The organism is Mesorhizobium sp. M8A.F.Ca.ET.208.01.1.1, from assembly GCF_004791315.1.
Lineage (GTDB): Bacteria > Pseudomonadota > Alphaproteobacteria > Rhizobiales > Rhizobiaceae > Mesorhizobium.
The window spans coordinates 315249-332584 of the sequence record NZ_SRUT01000004.1 but is presented as its reverse complement, the minus strand read 5'-3'; the positions used below and the strand labels follow the sequence as shown (position 1 = coordinate 332584).

At 63.1% G+C, this 17336-nt stretch carries 22 protein-coding genes; 13 read left to right on the top strand and 9 right to left on the bottom strand.

The features are described 5' to 3' along the window. Positions 1 to 44 precede the first annotated feature (44 nt). Complete coding sequence (locus tag EN851_RS21140) at positions 45 to 470, bottom strand: OsmC family protein (RefSeq protein WP_059189445.1); 426 nt, start codon at positions 468 to 470, stop codon at positions 45 to 47. 146 nt (positions 471 to 616) lie between these two features. On the opposite strand from EN851_RS21140, the gene EN851_RS21135 reads away from it, so the two are divergent. From EN851_RS21135 to EN851_RS21125, 3 genes are all read left to right on the top strand, one after another. After that, positions 617 to 913: a hypothetical protein gene (locus EN851_RS21135; RefSeq protein ID WP_245520782.1), complete on the top strand. Its 297-nt coding sequence runs from the start codon at positions 617 to 619 to the stop codon at positions 911 to 913. Continuing rightward, positions 910 to 1266, top strand: coding sequence for a YciI family protein (locus tag EN851_RS21130; protein ID WP_127276761.1), 357 nt, complete (start codon positions 910 to 912; stop codon positions 1264 to 1266). Before EN851_RS21135 ends, EN851_RS21130 begins: the two co-directional genes overlap by 4 nt. A 154-nt stretch (positions 1267 to 1420) precedes the next feature. Continuing rightward, positions 1421 to 1951 carry a hypothetical protein gene (locus EN851_RS21125; RefSeq protein ID WP_135929983.1) on the top strand — a complete coding sequence of 177 codons (531 nt, stop codon included), beginning with the start codon at positions 1421 to 1423 and terminating at the stop codon, positions 1949 to 1951. Positions 1952 to 2010: 59 nt separating this feature from the next. Here EN851_RS21125 and EN851_RS21120 read toward each other — a convergent pair whose 3' ends face one another. Then, entirely contained in the window at positions 2011 to 3267 is a 1257-nt protein-coding gene (locus EN851_RS21120; protein ID WP_135929982.1) for a ubiquinone biosynthesis hydroxylase, read from the bottom strand. Positions 3268 to 3385: 118 nt separating this feature from the next. On the opposite strand from EN851_RS21120, the gene tesB reads away from it, so the two are divergent. From tesB to EN851_RS21080, 8 genes are all read left to right on the top strand, one after another. Further along, positions 3386 to 4246, top strand: coding sequence for an acyl-CoA thioesterase II (tesB, locus tag EN851_RS21115; protein ID WP_023771879.1), 861 nt, complete (start codon positions 3386 to 3388; stop codon positions 4244 to 4246). Positions 4247 to 4550: 304 nt separating this feature from the next. After that, positions 4551 to 4889 (top strand): P-II family nitrogen regulator, encoded by a 339-nt coding sequence (locus EN851_RS21110; RefSeq protein ID WP_127280023.1) that lies wholly within the window; start codon positions 4551 to 4553, stop codon positions 4887 to 4889. Positions 4890 to 4920: 31 nt separating this feature from the next. Continuing rightward, complete coding sequence (locus EN851_RS21105; protein WP_127280024.1) at positions 4921 to 6276, top strand: ammonium transporter; 1356 nt, start codon at positions 4921 to 4923, stop codon at positions 6274 to 6276. Positions 6277 to 6382: 106 nt separating this feature from the next. Then, entirely contained in the window at positions 6383 to 6694 is a 312-nt protein-coding gene (locus EN851_RS36795; RefSeq protein ID WP_210234926.1) for a hypothetical protein, read from the top strand. Positions 6695 to 6730: 36 nt separating this feature from the next. Then, entirely contained in the window at positions 6731 to 7009 is a 279-nt protein-coding gene (locus tag EN851_RS21095; protein ID WP_127280025.1) for a hypothetical protein, read from the top strand. A 206-nt stretch (positions 7010 to 7215) separates the two neighbouring features. After that, positions 7216 to 9873, top strand: coding sequence for a DNA translocase FtsK (locus EN851_RS21090; RefSeq protein WP_127872839.1), 2658 nt, complete (start codon positions 7216 to 7218; stop codon positions 9871 to 9873). 134 nt (positions 9874 to 10007) lie between these two features. Continuing rightward, positions 10008 to 10688 carry an outer membrane lipoprotein carrier protein LolA gene (locus EN851_RS21085; protein WP_127278263.1) on the top strand — a complete coding sequence of 227 codons (681 nt, stop codon included), beginning with the start codon at positions 10008 to 10010 and terminating at the stop codon, positions 10686 to 10688. A gap of 73 nt (positions 10689 to 10761) precedes the next feature. Next, positions 10762 to 11568: an exodeoxyribonuclease III gene (locus EN851_RS21080; RefSeq protein ID WP_127278262.1), complete on the top strand. Its 807-nt coding sequence runs from the start codon at positions 10762 to 10764 to the stop codon at positions 11566 to 11568. A gap of 49 nt (positions 11569 to 11617) precedes the next feature. Here EN851_RS21080 and EN851_RS21075 read toward each other — a convergent pair whose 3' ends face one another. Continuing rightward, complete coding sequence (locus EN851_RS21075) at positions 11618 to 12073, bottom strand: cyclic nucleotide-binding domain-containing protein (protein WP_127278261.1); 456 nt, start codon at positions 12071 to 12073, stop codon at positions 11618 to 11620. Positions 12074 to 12195: 122 nt separating this feature from the next. Then, positions 12196 to 12879 (bottom strand): response regulator transcription factor, encoded by a 684-nt coding sequence (locus tag EN851_RS21070; protein ID WP_027145512.1) that lies wholly within the window; start codon positions 12877 to 12879, stop codon positions 12196 to 12198. Between the two features lie 144 nt (positions 12880 to 13023). Between EN851_RS21070 and EN851_RS21065 the strand changes: the two genes are divergently transcribed. After that, a complete protein-coding gene (locus tag EN851_RS21065; RefSeq protein ID WP_167531445.1) occupies positions 13024 to 13560 on the top strand; it encodes a L,D-transpeptidase in 537 nt (178 codons plus the stop codon). Positions 13561 to 13649: 89 nt separating this feature from the next. Here EN851_RS21065 and EN851_RS21060 read toward each other — a convergent pair whose 3' ends face one another. Next, positions 13650 to 13892: a hypothetical protein gene (locus EN851_RS21060; protein WP_127278259.1), complete on the bottom strand. Its 243-nt coding sequence runs from the start codon at positions 13890 to 13892 to the stop codon at positions 13650 to 13652. 165 nt (positions 13893 to 14057) lie between these two features. Between EN851_RS21060 and gcvA the strand changes: the two genes are divergently transcribed. Continuing rightward, complete coding sequence (gene gcvA, locus EN851_RS21055) at positions 14058 to 14990, top strand: transcriptional regulator GcvA (protein WP_127278258.1); 933 nt, start codon at positions 14058 to 14060, stop codon at positions 14988 to 14990. A 25-nt stretch (positions 14991 to 15015) separates the two neighbouring features. Here gcvA and EN851_RS21050 read toward each other — a convergent pair whose 3' ends face one another. From EN851_RS21050 to EN851_RS21035, 4 genes are read right to left on the bottom strand one after another with little or no spacing between them, the layout of a single operon-like run. Then, entirely contained in the window at positions 15016 to 15759 is a 744-nt protein-coding gene (locus EN851_RS21050; RefSeq protein WP_127278257.1) for a glycosyltransferase family 25 protein, read from the bottom strand. A gap of 17 nt (positions 15760 to 15776) precedes the next feature. Beyond that, positions 15777 to 16193, bottom strand: a complete 417-nt coding sequence (locus tag EN851_RS21045) for a DUF1761 domain-containing protein (RefSeq protein WP_127278256.1) — start codon at positions 16191 to 16193, stop codon at positions 15777 to 15779. A gap of 23 nt (positions 16194 to 16216) precedes the next feature. Next, entirely contained in the window at positions 16217 to 16900 is a 684-nt protein-coding gene (locus tag EN851_RS21040) for a methyltransferase (RefSeq protein WP_127278255.1), read from the bottom strand. Then, positions 16897 to 17322, bottom strand: a complete 426-nt coding sequence (locus EN851_RS21035) for an EVE domain-containing protein (RefSeq protein WP_127278254.1) — start codon at positions 17320 to 17322, stop codon at positions 16897 to 16899. Before EN851_RS21035 ends, EN851_RS21040 begins: the two co-directional genes overlap by 4 nt. Positions 17323 to 17336 lie beyond the last annotated feature (14 nt).

The window sequence follows — 17336 nt, the reverse complement described above, 5'->3', positions numbered from 1 at the left end:
CGGCGCGACCATGCGCGCCGGATTTCACACGGGATGCCGCAATCTCAGCCCAGCCTGGCGTCGAGCGAAACCTTGATGGCGCCGAGCGCCTTGGAGACCGGGCATTCGGCCTTGGCCTTCTCGGCCAGTTCCTTGAACTTCGCAGCATCGATGCCGGGCACCTTGCCGACCAGCGTGATCGCGCTGCCGGTAATGCCAGTGCCCGGAACCAGCGTTACCACCGCCTTGGCGTCGAGCTCGGCCGCCGGCGTGCCGTTCTCGGCCAGGAAATGCGAGAGCTGCATGGCGTAGCAGCCGGCATGGGCCGCGGCGATCAACTCTTCCGGATTGGTGCCGGACTTGCCGCTTTCGTCCTCGAAGCGCGCCTTGAACGAATAGGGCGTACCCTTCAGGGTTCCGCTCTGCGTGTCGAGCGTGCCCTTGCCTTCTTTCAGATTGCCTTTCCAGACGGCGTTTGCGGTGCGGTCCATGGAGTCCTCCTGGGTTGTCGTGAACTTGTCCTGGGTGAGTCAGCTTCAGGCCAACTATAGCGCGGGCGTGCGCGAAGACCACTGCGCTGTTTGCACCACGGCGCGATGACGGCCCCCTTCTTCCGGGAAAAAATATGCATGCAAAAATGTCGGCTTCCATCCGGGCCGACCGTCCTGCGGGCGGCCACGGGAATTGTGGCCGGATGGAGGTTCACATGGACAATCTGTTTTTCGCGCTGTGGAAGAGGCCGGGCCGCGGGCCGGAGCGAGAGGAAGACTTCTGGCTGGACCGGCCGGCGTCCGGCTTCGGCAGGCTGCTGGCCGCTGTTGCCATTATTGTGGTCGCGGCATGCGTTCTCGATCATGCGGCGGCGGTCGACCGCAAGGCTGACATGGTTGTCGCCGCATCCTATGGTTTGGCGCAGGAAGGGAGCTTGAAATGAAATATGTCTGTCTGGTCTATGGTGAGGAAAAAGATCTTTATGCACTTACCGCCGAAAGGTCGGCCAAACTCGACGCCGACTCGCTGGCCTACGACAGGTCATTGGATCAACAAGGCAAGCTGATCGTCGCGCAGGCACTGCAATCGGTGACGACAGCCAAGACCGTGCGCCGTCGCACGGGCAAGCGATTGATCATCGATGGGCCCTTCGCCGAAACCAAGGAGCAGTTGCTTGGCTTCGTCATGGTCGAGGCCGAAAATCTCGACGAGGCGCTGGACATTGCCGCCGGCATTCCGCTGGCCGAAATCGGCACGATCGAGGTTCGGGCCGTCTACGACATACCGGGGTCATAGGCGCCCCCCCGGCTTCGATGGCGCGAACCGGCGTGTTTACCCGCCTAAGCTTCACCAGCCACGAATTGTTTTTTCTTCGTTAGAGGCAACTCTTGCGTGTTGAAGCAACGCGACAGTTCTCCTATCGTCGCCGGGATTTTCGGGGGATTTGGACATGCCTTTCCTGATTGCTGTCCTTGGCGTGCTCGGCGCGGCGGCGTTCTGGTGGTACCGGATGAAGGCGATGAACGACGCCGCGCGCGAGGTCGCCGACGTCGTCGGGCGCGTGCAAGGCAACATCAGGCGCAAGAAACTGCGCAAGCAGGCCGCGCTCTCGCCGCTGACGGCGATCGACGACCCGGTTGTGGCCGCCGCGACGCTGATCACCGCGATGGTTTCGGAGGATGGCCCGGTTCTGCCGCAGCGCGAGGCAGTCATTCGCGAGGTGATTTCGCAGATCGCGGCCGGCCAGAAGAAGACCGACGAGGCGGTTGTCTATGCCAAGTGGGCTGCCTCGCAAATAGACGACACCACCATTGTCATCGACAAGCTAGCCCCCTTCTTGCGCGAACGCCTCGACCCGAGCGAACGGGACGATCTGCTGCAGATGCTGAACCGGGTTGCTCAGGGCGGAGAGCAGGGCCTGAAGATACCGGACCAGCGCATGCTGCGGCTGCGCCAGAAGCTCGGTTTTGAAGTGAACTAGGACCCTGGGGTCCATCGGCAGTCGCGGACCTTGGTGATTGATGACGAAGCTGGGCAGGTTCAGATTGCTTCGCCCTTCAGCAGCCTTGGCGTACCGGCGGAAAGGCCCGATGCCTGGCGGATGAAGAACTCCTTCAGCCGCGGCATGCGTTCGACGAGGCCGAGGCCGATGTCGCGGACGGTGCGCAGCGGGGTGATGTCGTTGGAAAACAGCCGGTTCAGCACATCCGTCGTGACACCCATCTGCACCGTGTCGAAGCGGCGCCATTGCTGGTAGCGTTCCAGCACGTCTAGAGCGCCGATGTCCTGGCCGAGCCGGTCGGCTTCGACGATCACCTCGGCAAGTGCGGCCACATCCTTGAAGCCGAGATTGAGGCCCTGGCCTGCGATCGGATGGATGCCGTGGGCGGCGTCGCCGGCAAGTGCGACGCGCGGCGCGACGAAGGCGCGCGCGATGGTGAGGCCGAGCGGCCAAGCGCGCGGCTTGTCGGCGACGCGGATTTCTCCCAGCTTGAGGCCGAAGCGCTGTTCGAGTTCATGCTCGAAGACGAGATCGTCGCCTTCCACGAGCATTTTGGCGTCTTCAGTCCGTTCGACCCAGACGATCGATGAACGATTGGTGCCGTCCTCGTCGGGTTTCAGCGGCAGCGTGGCGAAGGGGCCGGCGGGCAGGAAATGCTCTTCGGCGCGACCATTGTGCGGCCGCTCGTGAGCGACGGTGCAGACGATGCCGGACTGGCCGTATTCCCACTTGACCGTCTTGATGCCGGCCATGTCGCGCAGTTTCGAATTGACACCGTCGGCGGCAACCAGCAGCCGCGCCGGCAACGTGGCGCCGTCGGCCAGGTGCACCGTGATGCCGGCGCCATTGGTCTCAAATTGCACCGCCACGCCTTCGATGATGTCGATGCCGAGCTTTTCGGCTTTGGCCCGCAAGGCGCCGTTCAACGCCCTGTTGGCGACCATGTGCGCGAAGGGTTCGCCCGGCGCCACCTCGCCGCCGAAGGTCAGGAAGACCGGGCGCACCGGATCGGCGCTGCGTGAATCGGTGATGATCATCTCGGTGATCGCCTGCGCCCGCGATGCGATTTCGGCCCAGACGCCGAGCTGGTCGAGCATGCGGCACGCGGCCGCGGCGATGGCCGAGGCGCGGCCATCCCTTTGCCAGGATCCGGCGGGCGCCGCATCGACCAGCGCCACGGCGAGGCCCGGCCGTGCCTGCTTCAGCGAGACGGCGGCGGCCAGGCCGACATAGCCGGCACCGGCGACGAGAACATCGAGCCCGGATCTGGTCTTGGCGTCGGCCTTGCCTTCCATTGTCCTGGCTCCTTCTCTCGGCGACCCTTTGCGCGCGCCGCCCGGGGGCTCGCGCCCTTGACGGCTCGTTCTTCCTGTCGGAAACCGCCATAGCAATTTTGCGGCGAGGTCACAAAACATGACGGCGGCGATCGACGAGCTTCTGCGCATTCTCGACCTCGAGAGGCTGGAACACAATCTGTATCGTGGTCGCAGCCCCCAGGTGGAGTGGCAGCGCGTGTTCGGCGGCCAGACCATCGCCCAGGCGCTGGTGGCGGCGCAGCGCACGGTGGAGCCGGACCGGTTCGTGCATTCGCTGCACGGCTATTTCATGCGCCCGGGCGACATCAAGGTGCCGATCATCTACGAGGTCGACCGCATCCGCGACGGCGGTTCCTTCACCACGCGGCGCGTGCTGGCGATCCAGCACGGACAGGCGATCTTTTCGCTGGAGGCTTCGTTCCAGGTCGACGAGAAAGGGCTCGAGCATCAGTTCGCGCTGCCCGACGACGTGCCGCCGCCGGAAGGGCTGAAGACGCAGCGCCAGCTGCTCGAAACTGCCGACCGGGTGCCGGAAGCGGTGCGCCGTTTCTGGGCGCGCGAGCGGCCGCTGGAACTGAGACCCGTCAATCTCCAGCACTATGAAAGCCGCGACAAGCTGCCGCCCCGGCAGAATGTCTGGATCCGCCTTGCCGGTCCCGTCCCCGACGACCGCGCGCTGCAGTCGGTGCTGCTCGCCTATCTTTCCGACATGACGTTGCTCGACACCTCGACCTTCGCGCATGGGCGCGGCCTGTTCGATCCCGACATCCAGGCCGCCAGCCTCGACCATTCGATGTGGTTCCACCGGCCGCATTCGCTCGATGGCTGGCTGCTCTATGCACAGGACAGTCCCTCGAGCTCGGGATCGCGCGGTTTCAGCCGCGGTACGCTCTATGCCCGTGACGGCACGCTGATTGCCTCGATGGCACAGGAAGGCCTGATCCGGCTCAAGCGTTGAGCACTTTGCGGGTCTTGTTTGAGCATGATCTTTTCTCCGAAACCCAGCCTCGCCTTTTCGGGGTCACTCCCAAAGCCGGCAAAATAGGCAATTTCGAAAAATTGCATAATTTTTGAGCATATGATGCACCGCAGGCGCCAGCACCTGCCGGTTCCGGCCACTCCATTCCCTTTGTTTACAACAGGTTAATACCCTGCTTCGGCACTTGGCACGGAGCTTGAATCCTTGGGGGCACTCTCCGGCTCCTCGGGATCGGTGAAGGTGTGCAAACGCGGGGGACCGCAACAGCAAAGGGTGAAACCTTATGAAAATCGTGATGGCAATCATCAAGCCGTTCAAGCTGGACGAGGTGCGCGAGGCGCTCACCGCCGTCGGCATCCAGGGCCTGACCGTCACCGAAGTCAAAGGCTACGGGCGTCAGAAGGGACATACGGAAATCTATCGCGGGGCGGAATACGCGGTCTCCTTCCTGCCGAAGATCAAGATCGAAGTCGCGGTTGCGGCCGACATGGTCGACAAGGCCGTCGAAGCCATCACCGCCGCAGCCAAGACCGGTCAGATCGGCGACGGCAAGATCTTCGTTTTCGGCATCGACCAGGCGGTGCGCATCCGCACCGGCGAAACAGACACCGACGCACTCTGAGCGGCGAACACGTATTCCAATGGAGAGTTCAATGAATATTCCTTCCACCTTGAAGACGACGGGACGGGCGGCCCTGCTGGGCTCGCTCGCTCTCGCAGCGTTGGGCAGCGTCGCCGCCTTCGCGCAGGAAGCCGCACCCGCTGCGGCGGCTGCCGCGCCGGCTGCCGCTCCGACCCCGGTGCTCGATACCGGCAACACCGCCTGGATGCTGACCTCGACGGCGCTGGTGCTGATGATGACCATCCCGGGCCTGGCGCTGTTCTACGGCGGCATGGTGCGCAAGAAGAACGTGCTTGCCACCATCATGCAGAGCTTCGCCATCACCTGCCTGGTGACGGTGCTGTGGTTCATGTTCGGCTATTCGCTGGCCTTCTCCGACGGCGGCGGCATGAATGCCTATCTCGGCGGCACCTCGAAATTCTTCCACCACGGCATCACCACCGCGAGCCTGTGGCTGCCGGGTGTGGCCAACATCCCTGAATTCGTCTTCTCGATGTTCCAGATGACCTTCGCCATCATCACGCCGGCGCTGATTGCCGGCGCCTTCGCCGAACGCTTCAAGTTCTCGGCACTGCTGATCTTCATGGCGCTGTGGCTGCTGGTCGTCTACGTGCCGATCGCGCATTGGGTCTGGGGTGGCGGTTTCCTCGGTACGGCTGGCGTTCTCGACTTCGCCGGCGGCACGGTCGTCCACATCAATGCCGGTGTGGCGGGCCTCGTCTGCGCGCTGGTGCTCGGCAAGCGCGAAGGCTATGGCACCACCAACATGGCACCGCACAACCTTGTCTATTCGGTCATCGGCGCATCGCTGCTGTGGGTCGGCTGGTTCGGCTTCAACGCCGGTTCGGAACTGGCGGCCGACGGCCTTGCCGGTGCCGCCATGCTCAACACCCAGGTCGCCACAGCCGCCGCGGCTCTGGCCTGGATGTTCGCCGAATGGATCATCGCCAAGAAGCCTTCCGTGCTCGGCATCATCTCGGGCGCCGTCGCCGGCCTCGTCGCGGTGACGCCGGCTTCCGGTTTCGTCAATCCGACCGGCGCCTTCATCGTCGGCATCGTCGCCGGCGTCGTCTGCTACCTCTCGGCGGTCAAGGTGAAGCACATGTTCGGCTATGACGACTCGCTCGATGCCTTCGGCGTGCATGGCGTCGGCGGCGTGATCGGCGCCTTGCTGACCGGCGTGCTCGCCGACCCGGCGATCAACAGCCTCTCGTCGGGCGCTTCGCTCGGCAAGCAGATCTACGGTGTCGCCGTCACCATTATTTGGACGGCGGTTGCCACCTTCGTCATCCTCTACGTCGTCAAGGCGCTGGTCGGCCTGCGTCCCACCACCCAGGAAGAGGTCGAAGGCCTCGACATTTCCCAGCATGGCGAAGTGGTGCCGTAAGGCATCCTTGCCACGGGGCCGGCGGAACCCTCCTCCCGCCGGCCCCATACCTCCAGGCACTTCCGGAAAACCGCAAAGGCACTTTTCCTGGAATTGCTGGAGTTCTTTGTTTTTACGCAATTCCGGACGGAAAACCGCGAAAGCACTTTTCCTGGAACTGCTCGCGTTCTTTGTTTTTACGCAATTCCGGACGGAAAACCGCAAAAGCACTTTTCCTGGAATTGCTGAAAAGCATCCCGTCGTGACGTCCTCGAAAGGGACTCACGCCTTGAGGCCCGGATCGCTCCGGGCCTCTTTTTTTGGCAAATTCTTCTTTCTGGTGGAGATCAACTTCGCGCAATCACGTTCGCGTGAAGGAGATTTTCGAGGAAACATCGACCGCCCTGTCTCCGAACTGTGGAGGCGCCCGTCGTTCTGACGCTCGTGTTTCGAAACATAGGGAAGGAATTTGCTCATGAACCTCAAGGATATCTGCCTCGGGGCACTCGCGCTTTCCATGGTCAGCGGCTTTGCATTTGCCGGCGCACTGGACGAGCCGGACAACATGGCGCCGTTCTTCACCGATTCCAGCATGAAAACCATGAAGCCGATGGAGGAATTCAAGGCAGCTTTCATGGCCATGCCGAAGGAGAAGCAGGACGCCATGATGAAGGAATGCCAGGACGCGGCGATGAGCAAGCCGCACGCCGAGTTCTGCGCCAATGTGAAGATGCTCGGCGGCGCCAACAAGTAAACGCACGGCCGACCCGACCAATGGATGGCGGGCCGAAGCGCCCGCCATTTTCATGTAACGCGAGCGCTGGAGGTGTCGATGTCGAAAGGACGATCGCCGCAGCCTTATAGTTAATGCGCCCTTAACCTTCCCACGCCTAGTCTGGCATCCGAATCTGCCGGAGTGCGTCATGCGCTCGGGCCAGGCAATCACTGACGGGGAAGAGCATGCGTTCAGGGGCTTCAGCACCGCTCGCGCTGACCGATACCGGGGGCGGCATCCAGGCATTCGCGCGGCGCCAGGTCGGCCGGCTGGTCGGCGCCGGCCTGTTCGCGTTCACCGCCTTCGCCGTCGCAAGCCTCGCGACCTGGAACGTCGCCGACCCGAGCTTCTCGCACGCCACCGCCAACACCGTCACCAACGCCATGGGCTATGCCGGCGCGGTCTTCTCCGACCTTGCGATGCAGTTCTTCGGCCTTGCCGCGGTTGCCGCGCTGGTTCCGGCCGTCGTCTGGGGCTATCTGCTGTTTTCGGCGCGCGGCGTCGACCGGCTGCCCAAGCGCGGGCTGTTCTGGTTCGGTTTTGCGCTGCTCGCCGCCGCGATCGCGGGCTGCGTGGTTCCGCCCAAGACCTGGCCGCTGCCTACCGGCCTCGGCGGCGTCTTCGGCGACATGGTGCTCAAGATTCCCGGCGTCCTCATCGGCGGCTATCCGACCGGACTGGTCGCCAGCGTGCTCGCCATATTGCTGGCTGCACCGGCGCTCTGGCTGTTCGCCTATGGCGCGGCGCTGATCGGGCGCAAGAACGGCTTCGCCGTGATGGAAGAACCGGCCGCGGCGGACCCGCGCGAGGACGAGCTTCTCTTCGACAATGACGAGGACGAGGGTGACGAGGGCATATTGGCGCTCGGCGCCATCACCCATTGGTGGCTGTCGTTGCGCGCGTGGATGCATCGCCGCGCGGTGCGCCGCAGGCAGGAGCGCGATGAGTTCGAGCCGGAGATGGAGCCACGCGCCAGTGCTTGGCGACGTGCCGCCGAACGGGTCGAGTCGGCCGAGTTCGCCGAATCCCGCATGAGCCAGGACGGCCGCGCCCGTGTCGAACCGGAATTCTTCGCCGCCATGGTGAACGACCGCGGCGTCTCCGTCGATCCGGCCGACGACGATGTCTTCGGCCGCGACGACGAGGACATGGATTTCGACGACGAGCCCGTCGCCCAGCGGCGTGCCCCCACTGCCAAGGTCCAGCAATTCCGTTCCGATGCCGCCACCCGGGTCGAGGCGCCGGCGGCGCGACCCGTGCCTGGCGCCCGCGTCCAGCGCGAGGCGCAGACCTCGCTGATCGGTTCGGACACGTTCGAAATGCCGTCGCTGCATTTCCTGTCCGAACCCAAGAACGTCGCGCGCGACCCAAGTCTTTCCAAGGACGCGCTGGAACAGAACGCGCGCCTGCTCGAAGGCGTGCTGGAGGATTTCGGCGTCAAGGGCGAGATCATCGCCGTTCGCCCGGGTCCGGTCGTCACCCTTTATGAGCTCGAACCCGCACCGGGCATCAAGTCGTCGCGCGTCATCGGCCTTTCCGACGACATCGCCCGCTCGATGAGCGCGATTGCGTGCCGCGTCGCCGTGGTACCCGGCCGCAACGCCATCGGCATCGAACTGCCAAACGCCAAGCGCGAGACGGTTTATCTCAGGGAGATCATGGCCAGCCGCGATTTCGAGACCACCAAGGCCAAGCTGGCGCTGGCGCTGGGCAAGACCATCAACGGCGAGGCCGTCATCGTCGACATCGCCAAGATGCCGCACGTGCTGGTCGCCGGCACCACCGGTTCGGGCAAGTCGGTCGCCATCAACACGATGATCCTGTCGCTGCTCTACCGGCTCACGCCGCAGGAATGCCGGCTGATCATGATCGATCCGAAGATGCTCGAACTCTCCGTCTATGACGGCATTCCGCATCTTTTGACGCCGGTCGTGACCGATCCGAAGAAGGCCGTGGTGGCGCTGAAATGGACCGTGCGCGAGATGGAGGACCGCTACCGCAAGATGTCCAAGGTCGGCGTGCGCAACATCGACGGTTTCAACGCCCGCGTCCAACAGGCCGAGAAGAAGGGCGAAAAGATCTCGCGCACGGTACAGACCGGCTTCGACCGCCAGACCGGCGAGGCGATCTACGAGACCGAGAATCTCGATCTCGAGCCGATGCCCTATATCGTTGTCATCATCGACGAAATGGCCGACCTGATGATGGTCGCCGGCAAGGACATCGAAGGCGCCGTCCAGCGCCTGGCGCAGATGGCGCGCGCCGCCGGCATCCATGTCATCATGGCGACGCAACGTCCCTCGGTCGATGTCATCACCGGCACCATCAAGGCCAATTTCCCGACCCGCATCTCCTTCCAGGTGACGTCGAAGATCGACAGCCGCACCATTTTGGGCGAGCAGGGCGCCGAGCAGCTGCTCGGCATGGGCGACATGCTCTACATGGCCGGTGGCGGCCGCATCCAGCGCGTGCACGGGCCGTTCGTCTCCGATGACGAGGTCGAGAAGATCGTCGGGCACCTGAAGCTGCAGGGCGTGCCGGAATATCTCGACGCCATCACCGAGGATGACGGCGAGGACGACGACGAGCCGTCCGGAAAGGGCGGTTCCGGTGGCGGAAGCGGTGGCAATTTCGAGGATTCCGACGATCCCTACGATCAAGCGGTCTCGGTGGTGCTGCGAGACGGCAAGGCCTCGACCAGCTACATCCAGCGGCGTCTGGGCATCGGCTATAACAGGGCCGCCTCGATCATCGAGAAGATGGAAAAGGAAGGCATTGTCGGCCCGGCCAACCATGCCGGAAAACGCGAAATCCTGGTGCCGACCGAAGACGACAAATTCTAGCTGGTGGGAGTTCGCGGCAACTTTGAACCTGCTGGCGCGTTCAAGCGATTGAGCAGCGATCGCCTCGCCAAACTTCAGCCCAACTGGGGGTTCACGACAGCGACCAAATCAGGAATCAAACGAGAGTGACCGATATGAAAAACGATCTTTCAGCGCTCAGCGATCTTGCCCCGACACGCCGCCAGTTGCTTGGCCTCGGTCTTGTGTTCGCCGGTGCCGCCGCCCTCAACGTGGTGCCCGGATTCGAGCTGCTGGCTTCGGCGCAGGCGGCCGCGCCTCCGGCGGCGCAAAAGATCGCCGACCATTTCTCAGCGGTCAAATCGATGAGCGGCGAATTCGTCCAGTTCGGCCCCAAAGGCGAGCAGACCGGCGGCAAATTCTTCCTGGAACGGCCGGGCAAGATCCGCTTCAATTATGACGGAGCTTCGAATTTCCGGGTGATTTCCGACGGCAGATCAGTTGCCATCCTCAACAAGAAACTGAACACGTCGGACCTTTATCCGCTATCAAAGACGCCGCTGAAGCTGCTGCTCGACGACCGCATCGACCTCTCCGGCGACCGCGTCAAGAGCGTCAAGGAAGAGGACGACCTCACCACCATCCAACTCTCCGACAGGTCGGTTTTCGGCAATGCGCGAATCACCATGATGTTCGACCCGAAAACCTACGACCTGCGGCAGTGGACGATTACCGACGCGCAGGGCAAGGACACGACGGTGATGATCTTCAACACCAAGGAAGGCGTCAGTTTCGCGCCGGACACCTTCGCCATCGACTATACGGCCAATCGCGAGCTGAACACGAAAACCAGGTAGGTTTCGTCGCCTCGCTTGTCTTTCCGGCGTGCGGCTGGCAGTAGTTCGGCGATCTCTCGCCGGACTCCTCCGCATGCCCTTTTCGATCGCGACCTGGAACATCAACTCCGTGCGCCTGCGCATGCCGATCATCGAACGCCTGCTCGATGAGTATGCGCCCGATGTGCTTTGCCTGCAGGAAACCAAGGTCCCGGACGAGCTCTTTCCCGAAAAAGCCTTTCGCAAGGTCGGCTATCCCTACATCGCCTTCCATGGCCAGAAGGGCTATCACGGCGTGGCGACGGTGGCGCGGCGGCCGATCGAGGTCGTCGAAAGGCGCCGCTTCTGCGATATCGAGGACAGCCGGCATCTGTCGGTGACGGTGCGGGCCGGCGGCAAGACAATCCTGCTGCACAATTTCTACGTTCCCGCGGGCGGCGACGAACCGGATCCCGAGATCAACAGGAAGTTCAGGCACAAGCTCGATTTCGTCGCCGAGATGAATGCCATCCGGGCCGAGCATGACGAGGTGTCGGCCTCGGTGCTGGTCGGAGACCTCAATATCGCGCCGCTGGAGCATGATGTCTGGTCGCACAAGCAATTGCTCAACGTGGTCAGCCACACGCCGGTCGAGACCGAAAACTTCGAGGCGATGCGGCTGGCCGGCGGCTGGGTCGACCTGATGCGGCTCAACGTGCCATCGGAACAGAAGCTCTACACCTGGTGGAGCTATCGTGCGCAGGATTGGGAGGCGTCCAATCGCGGCCGACGGCTCGACCATGTCTGGTCGTCGCCAAACCTGGTGCCTGATTTTGCCGGCTATGAGATCCTCCGGCAGGCACGTGGCTGGGACCGGCCTTCGGACCATGTGCCGGTCATCGCCAGGTTTGATCTGGATTAGTGCCACGTAGGTTTCGCGACGAATGTAGTGTGGTTCCGCTGGTTGTGCCTCAACCCGAAAAGCGCGGGGCCAGTTCCTCGATGCGGCGGATCATGTCGTGGAATTCCTCGGAGATGCGCTGGTGCAGTTTCACCGCCAATTCCGGATACTCCTCGAGGATGCGCCGGAACATCTTGCGGCTCAGCCTTATCACTTCCGAGTCGATTTCGGCCGAGGCGCTGGTCAGCCGGTTGGTGTCGGCGATCAGCGCCAGTTCGCTGAGCATCGTGCCGGGGCCGACTTTTCCAATCGGGATGCGCTCGCCATCTTGCTCGCGATAGAGCACGATGAGCCCGCTGACCACGACATAGGCCGAGTCGGCCACGTCGTCCTCGCGATAAAGCTTGTGGTCCGCCTGCACCAAAGTGGTCTCGGCACCGAAGGCGAGCAGGCGCAGCTGTTCCTGCGTGAAGCCCTCGAAAAGCCTCACGGCGGACAGGATGCGGATGTCGTCATCCAGCGCCATCTAGCTGTGTCCCCGAACGGTCAGTCCAATCCCTCCTCTGCGGTACGCTTCCTGAATCCCCCTCCAACAGGATCGTACCCGAAAACGGCCCCGTCCAGACCGCTCATTGGATAGTGAAATGTTTAAGGAACCAGCTTGTAGCCGCCGCTTTCTGTCACAAGAATTTCGGCATTGGAAGGATCACGCTCGATCTTCTGGCGCAGACGGTAGACATGGGTTTCCAGCGTGTGCGTGGTGACGCCGGAATTGTATCCCCACACTTCCTCCAGCAGCACGTCACGCGTTACCACCTTCTGGTCGGCGCGATAGAGATATTTGATGATCGAGGCCTCCTTTTCCGTCAGCCGCACCTTGCCGCCGCGCGGGTCAATGAGCAGTTTCTGGCTGGGCTTGAAGGTGTAGGGGCCGACCGAGAAGGTCGCGTCCTCGCTCTGCTCGTGCTGGCGCAACTGCGCCCGGATACGGGCAAGCAGCACGGCGAAGCGGAACGGCTTGGTCACATAGTCGTTGGCGCCGGCCTCGAGGCCCAGAATCGTGTCCGAATCGGTGTCGTGGCCGGTCAGCATGATGATGGGCGCCTTGTAGCCGCCCTTGCGCAGGATCTTCACCGCTTCCCTGCCATCCATGTCGGGCAAGCCGACATCCATGATGAGCAGATCGATGAGCCCGCCGCGCGCAGCGGTGACGCCTTTTGCCGCAGTGGATTCCTGCAGCACGTCGAATTCCTCGTAGAGGGACAGTTGCTCGACCAATGTGCCGCGCAGGTCGTCATCGTCGTCGACGATCAGGATGGTACGTGAGGTCATGGATCAATCCGTTGTTTTGAAAAGTGAATTCAGTTGACCGCTGCGTATTTATGCGGAAGCTGGCCGGCACAATAGCCGATCACAGTGATTTGTTCCGTGGCACGATCATACAAGAAAAAACGCGATCGCAATGCAGCCGGCGCAATTTTGGCAAAAGGGCTGCCCGTACTGACCGTGCGGGCGAGGCCCGGCCACCCAAGCCAAGGCCTGCTGCAGGCCGGCAAAACGGTGTTTGCGTGCGCGCTCGGGCGCGGCGGCATCTCGTCCGGCAAGCGGGAAGGCGACGGCGCCACGCCGCTCGCTTCGATGCGCATCCTGGCGGGCTATTTTCGGGGGGATCAGTTTGCCGCCGGCCGCAAGACGCGGCTGGCTATGGCGCCGATCGGGCCGGATCTCGGCTGGTGCGAGGTACCAGACGACCGCAACTATAACAGGCCGGTCAGGATTCCCTATGGCGCCAGCCACGAACGCATGCGGCGCGACGACCGGCTCTATGACGCCTGCCTGGTGCTCGACTGGAATATCGCGCCGCGCCGCCGCGGGCGCGGCAGCGCCATCTTCTTCCACCTGGCGCGCCCCGGCTTTACGCCGACGGAAGGTTGCGTGGCGGTGACCGCGCGCACGATGGCGCGGCTTTTGCCGCTGCTGTCGGACCGGACGGTGGTGAGGGTGGTGAGGTAAGGAATAGGGAATAGGGAATAGGGAAAGTCTTCAGTAGGAGCAGGCACGCCCAGGCCCCATCATCTGCCCTACTCCCTACTCCCTACTTCCTACCTCTTCCTATTCCGCTGCCAGCCGATGTCGAGAAGGCCCAGCCGGCCGGTCTCACGGTCCATGGCCTTCGCGATGTCCTTGCGGGCGGCGCCGATATCGCGCAACTGGCGGTCGGACAGGTCCTCGACGTCCTGGTGGGCAAGATTGATCGCGACCCTGGCCTGCCGCAGCCAATCACGGGCAGCCGACAGCCAGCTTGGCCGGGCGATGTATGCAGGGTGAAGAACGATGTGAGACATGATGGGATTCCTATACTCCGGACATCAAATCCGGTTTGATGGTGTTTTGATGCCGCGATCATGCCGGATTGAAAAACAAACGAGAAACGAGTAGTTCTTTTCTCATCATCAAGTTTTATTTGAGGATTGAGGCTTCATGGATCGCTTCGATCGGGCCGTGCGCTGATGGCGGCCCTGTTGCCGGGAACGCGGGCGCTGAGAACGCTGGAGGCGGCGGCCCGGCACCTCAATTTCACCCGCGCCGCCGACGAGCTCGGCCTGACGCCCGCCGCCGTCAGCCACCAGATCAAGGAAATCGAGGATCAGCTCGGCATCGTGCTGTTCACCCGCACCAGCCGCACCATCCGACTGACGGAAGCGGGCACGGTGCTGTACGAGGCGGCGACCGACACGCTCGACCTGCTTGGCCGGGCGGTGATGCGCGCGCGCAAGATGGCGCGCGGCACCGAATTCCTGAAAGTGACGCTGGATGCCCAGTTCGCGGCGAAATGGCTGATGCGGCGCGTCGAAAATTTCCGCAAACTGCGGCCGGGCATCGAGCTCAGGTTCGACATCGCCTATGGCTTGCGCGATTTCGATCTCGACGACGTCGATGTCGGCATCCGCTTCGGCGCCGGCAAATATCCGGGGCTCTGCGCGCATCGACTGTTCGACAACATCATCATTCCCGTGTGCAGTCCGGGCCTTCTGGCATCTGGGCCGCCCCTGCGCGAGCCGCGCGACCTGTTCAACCACACGCTTGCCCATATCGAATGGGCTCGCCAGGGCGTGACATGGCCGAACTGGCGCATGTGGATGGCGGCGGCCGGCATCAACGATTTCGACGACAGCCGCACTGTCGTCTTCGGCACGTCCACGGATGCTGTCCAGGCAGCGCTCGACGGCAATGCCGTCGCGCTCGCCGATTTCGCCATGGTGGCAAACGACCTGTCCGAGGGCCGGCTGGTGCGGCCCTTCGAGCTCAGCATCAGGGTTGCGCCGGAATTCGCCTATTTCCTTGTCTATCCGCAGGCGACAGCCGAGGATCCCCGTATCGTCGCCTTCCGCGAATGGATTCTGGAGGAGGTGGCGAGGACGCGCAGCGCGGACAAGCTGTAGGCGGCTTCGCGAGGTTCGGCCTTCCTTAGGACCGGGCGTTGTGGCCGAAGATCATGCGCCGGTACTTTTTCACGTTCCATTTCAGCTTCTTGTAGAGAAGCGGCTGTCTCTTGCCGGCGACGGACGTTTGGAAAGCGCCGTTCTCGCTGCCCTGCTCGACGATCGGCCGCTCGAACCACAGCATTTCAACACCGAGCTTCTCGTCCATCTGTTCGATCTGGTGGTCGATGGCCGTGTATATCTTGTTTTGCGCAATCCAGTTGCAACGGGCTTCGGCGACCGGCCGGGTGATCAGGTAGGAATCGGCGCAGCGGGCATGGAGCGCCGGGTAAAGCTTCTGGCCTTTGCGCAATTTCCAGCTCGGCGTGTAGTAGTTGCTTCCATTGCCGAGATAGATGACGGCCTTGCGGTTGGGATCGCCGAGTTCGGCGAGCCCCTGCCGGAACTTGGCGACAAAGTCGCGGGCGAGGAAGACGTCATCCTCGAACACCAGGCAATAGGGCTGGTCGGTTTCGAGGAAATCACGCCAGATGCCGACATGCTTCAGCGCCAGCGAGACAGCCGCCGGGTGTGTAAAGTCTGGAGCGACCAGTTCGGCCCGGATATCGGGCGTGATGTCAGGCTGGTCCCAGTCGGTGTAGAAGGTGACCGGCACGCCGCGCCGCTCGAACTCGCGCACGATATGCCGGCGCCGGTCGTCATAGCCGTTCTTGACATGACAGATCCGGCTGAACACCAGGTCGCGCGGAAAGCCGGTTTCGTCCGCCATCAAAACTAGCGCTCCATTCAGGCCGCGACGGCGCCGAACCAGCCGATCACCACACCGATGATCAGCAGCACGCCGAGCCAATGGCCACCATCGATGAGGGTCAGGTCCCAGCCGAAATTCTCGTAGCGATGGTTGACCGACAGCGTCGTGGCGACGAAACCCAGCCAAAGCACGAAGCCGAAGATCAGCCCCGCCAGCCAGGTCGGCTCACCACCCGTCATCGCGCCGACGACCAGGGCCATGACCAGCGCCATAATCAGTTCCGCGATGAAGGAGATGACGAAGGGCAGCGGCGATTTCTTCATCGTCGCCGGATCGAGCTTGGCGGCCTTCAGCCAGGGCTTGCTCAACGCCATGTACCAGGCGGCGCCGAACAGCCATGCGACGACGGCGGCGGCGACCACCGCCATCCAGTTCACTGCTGAAAAATCCATGAGCTTCCCCCTCCAGATGCGGTTTATGGAAACGCCTGTTCGGCGATGGCGTCAAGCAGTCGCCACACGGTCGTACGTTTGACCTCGGCATCCTCGAGCGCCCGTGTCACCGGCACCTGATAGACGCCAAGCGGCGCCAGCCCCGATCGCGGCAGGTAGGACCGGCCGGGATCGCCGACCAGTATGTCGGCGCCACGCCGTTTGAGCGCCGAAAACCACGGCATCAGCCGGTCGGCGAAGGGTTTGTCATAGAAGACGTCGCCAGCCAGGACCACGTCCCAGCCCGCATCGGTACCGATACAGTCCGCGCCGAGGAATTCGATCGGAACACCATTGGCCTCGCTGTTGAGACGAACCGCGGTGGCGCAGAACGGGTCGATGTCGGCGGCGGTCACGGCCGCCGCACCGGCCTTCGCGGCGGCGATGGCGACGAGGCCGGAACCCGAGGCGAAGTCGAGCACGCGCTTGCCTCGCACCATGGCGGGATGGTCGATGACATATCGGGCGAGGCCCTGGCCGCCGGCCCAGGCAAAAGCCCAGAAGGGCGGCGGCAGGCCGATCTCGACCAGTTCGTCCTCGGTCCGCTGCCAAAGATCGTGCGCTTCGTCGGCGAGGTGGAGAAGAATCTCCGGTACATGCGGCGGCGCCATCAGCGCCGTGTTGTCGAGAATGAACTGCCTGGCGCTGTCGGAGGTGAGCGCCGTCACGGCGCAGGCGTCAGGCCGCCCATGCGGCAGACTTCCTTCCATTCGGCCGGCGTCACCGGCTGCACGGAAAGCCGTCCGAGCCGCACCAGCGCCATCTCGGCCAGTTTTGGATTGGCCTTGACGTCTTCCAGCGTCGGCGGGTTCGGCACGTCCCTGACGGCGCGGATGTCGACACACTCCCAGCGCGGATCATCCGATGTGGTGTCGGGATGGGCCAGCGCGCAGACCTCGGCGATGCCGACCACGTTCAGCCCCTCGTTGGAATGGTAGAAGAAGCCGAGATCGCCGATCTGCATGGCCTTCATGTTGTTGCGGGCGGCGTAGTTGCGCACGCCGTCCCATTGGGTGCCGGCCTTGCCCTTGGCCTTCAACGCCTCGAAGGAGAAAACCGAGGGTTCGGATTTGAACAGCCAGTAGTTCATTTTCGTTCTCCTGC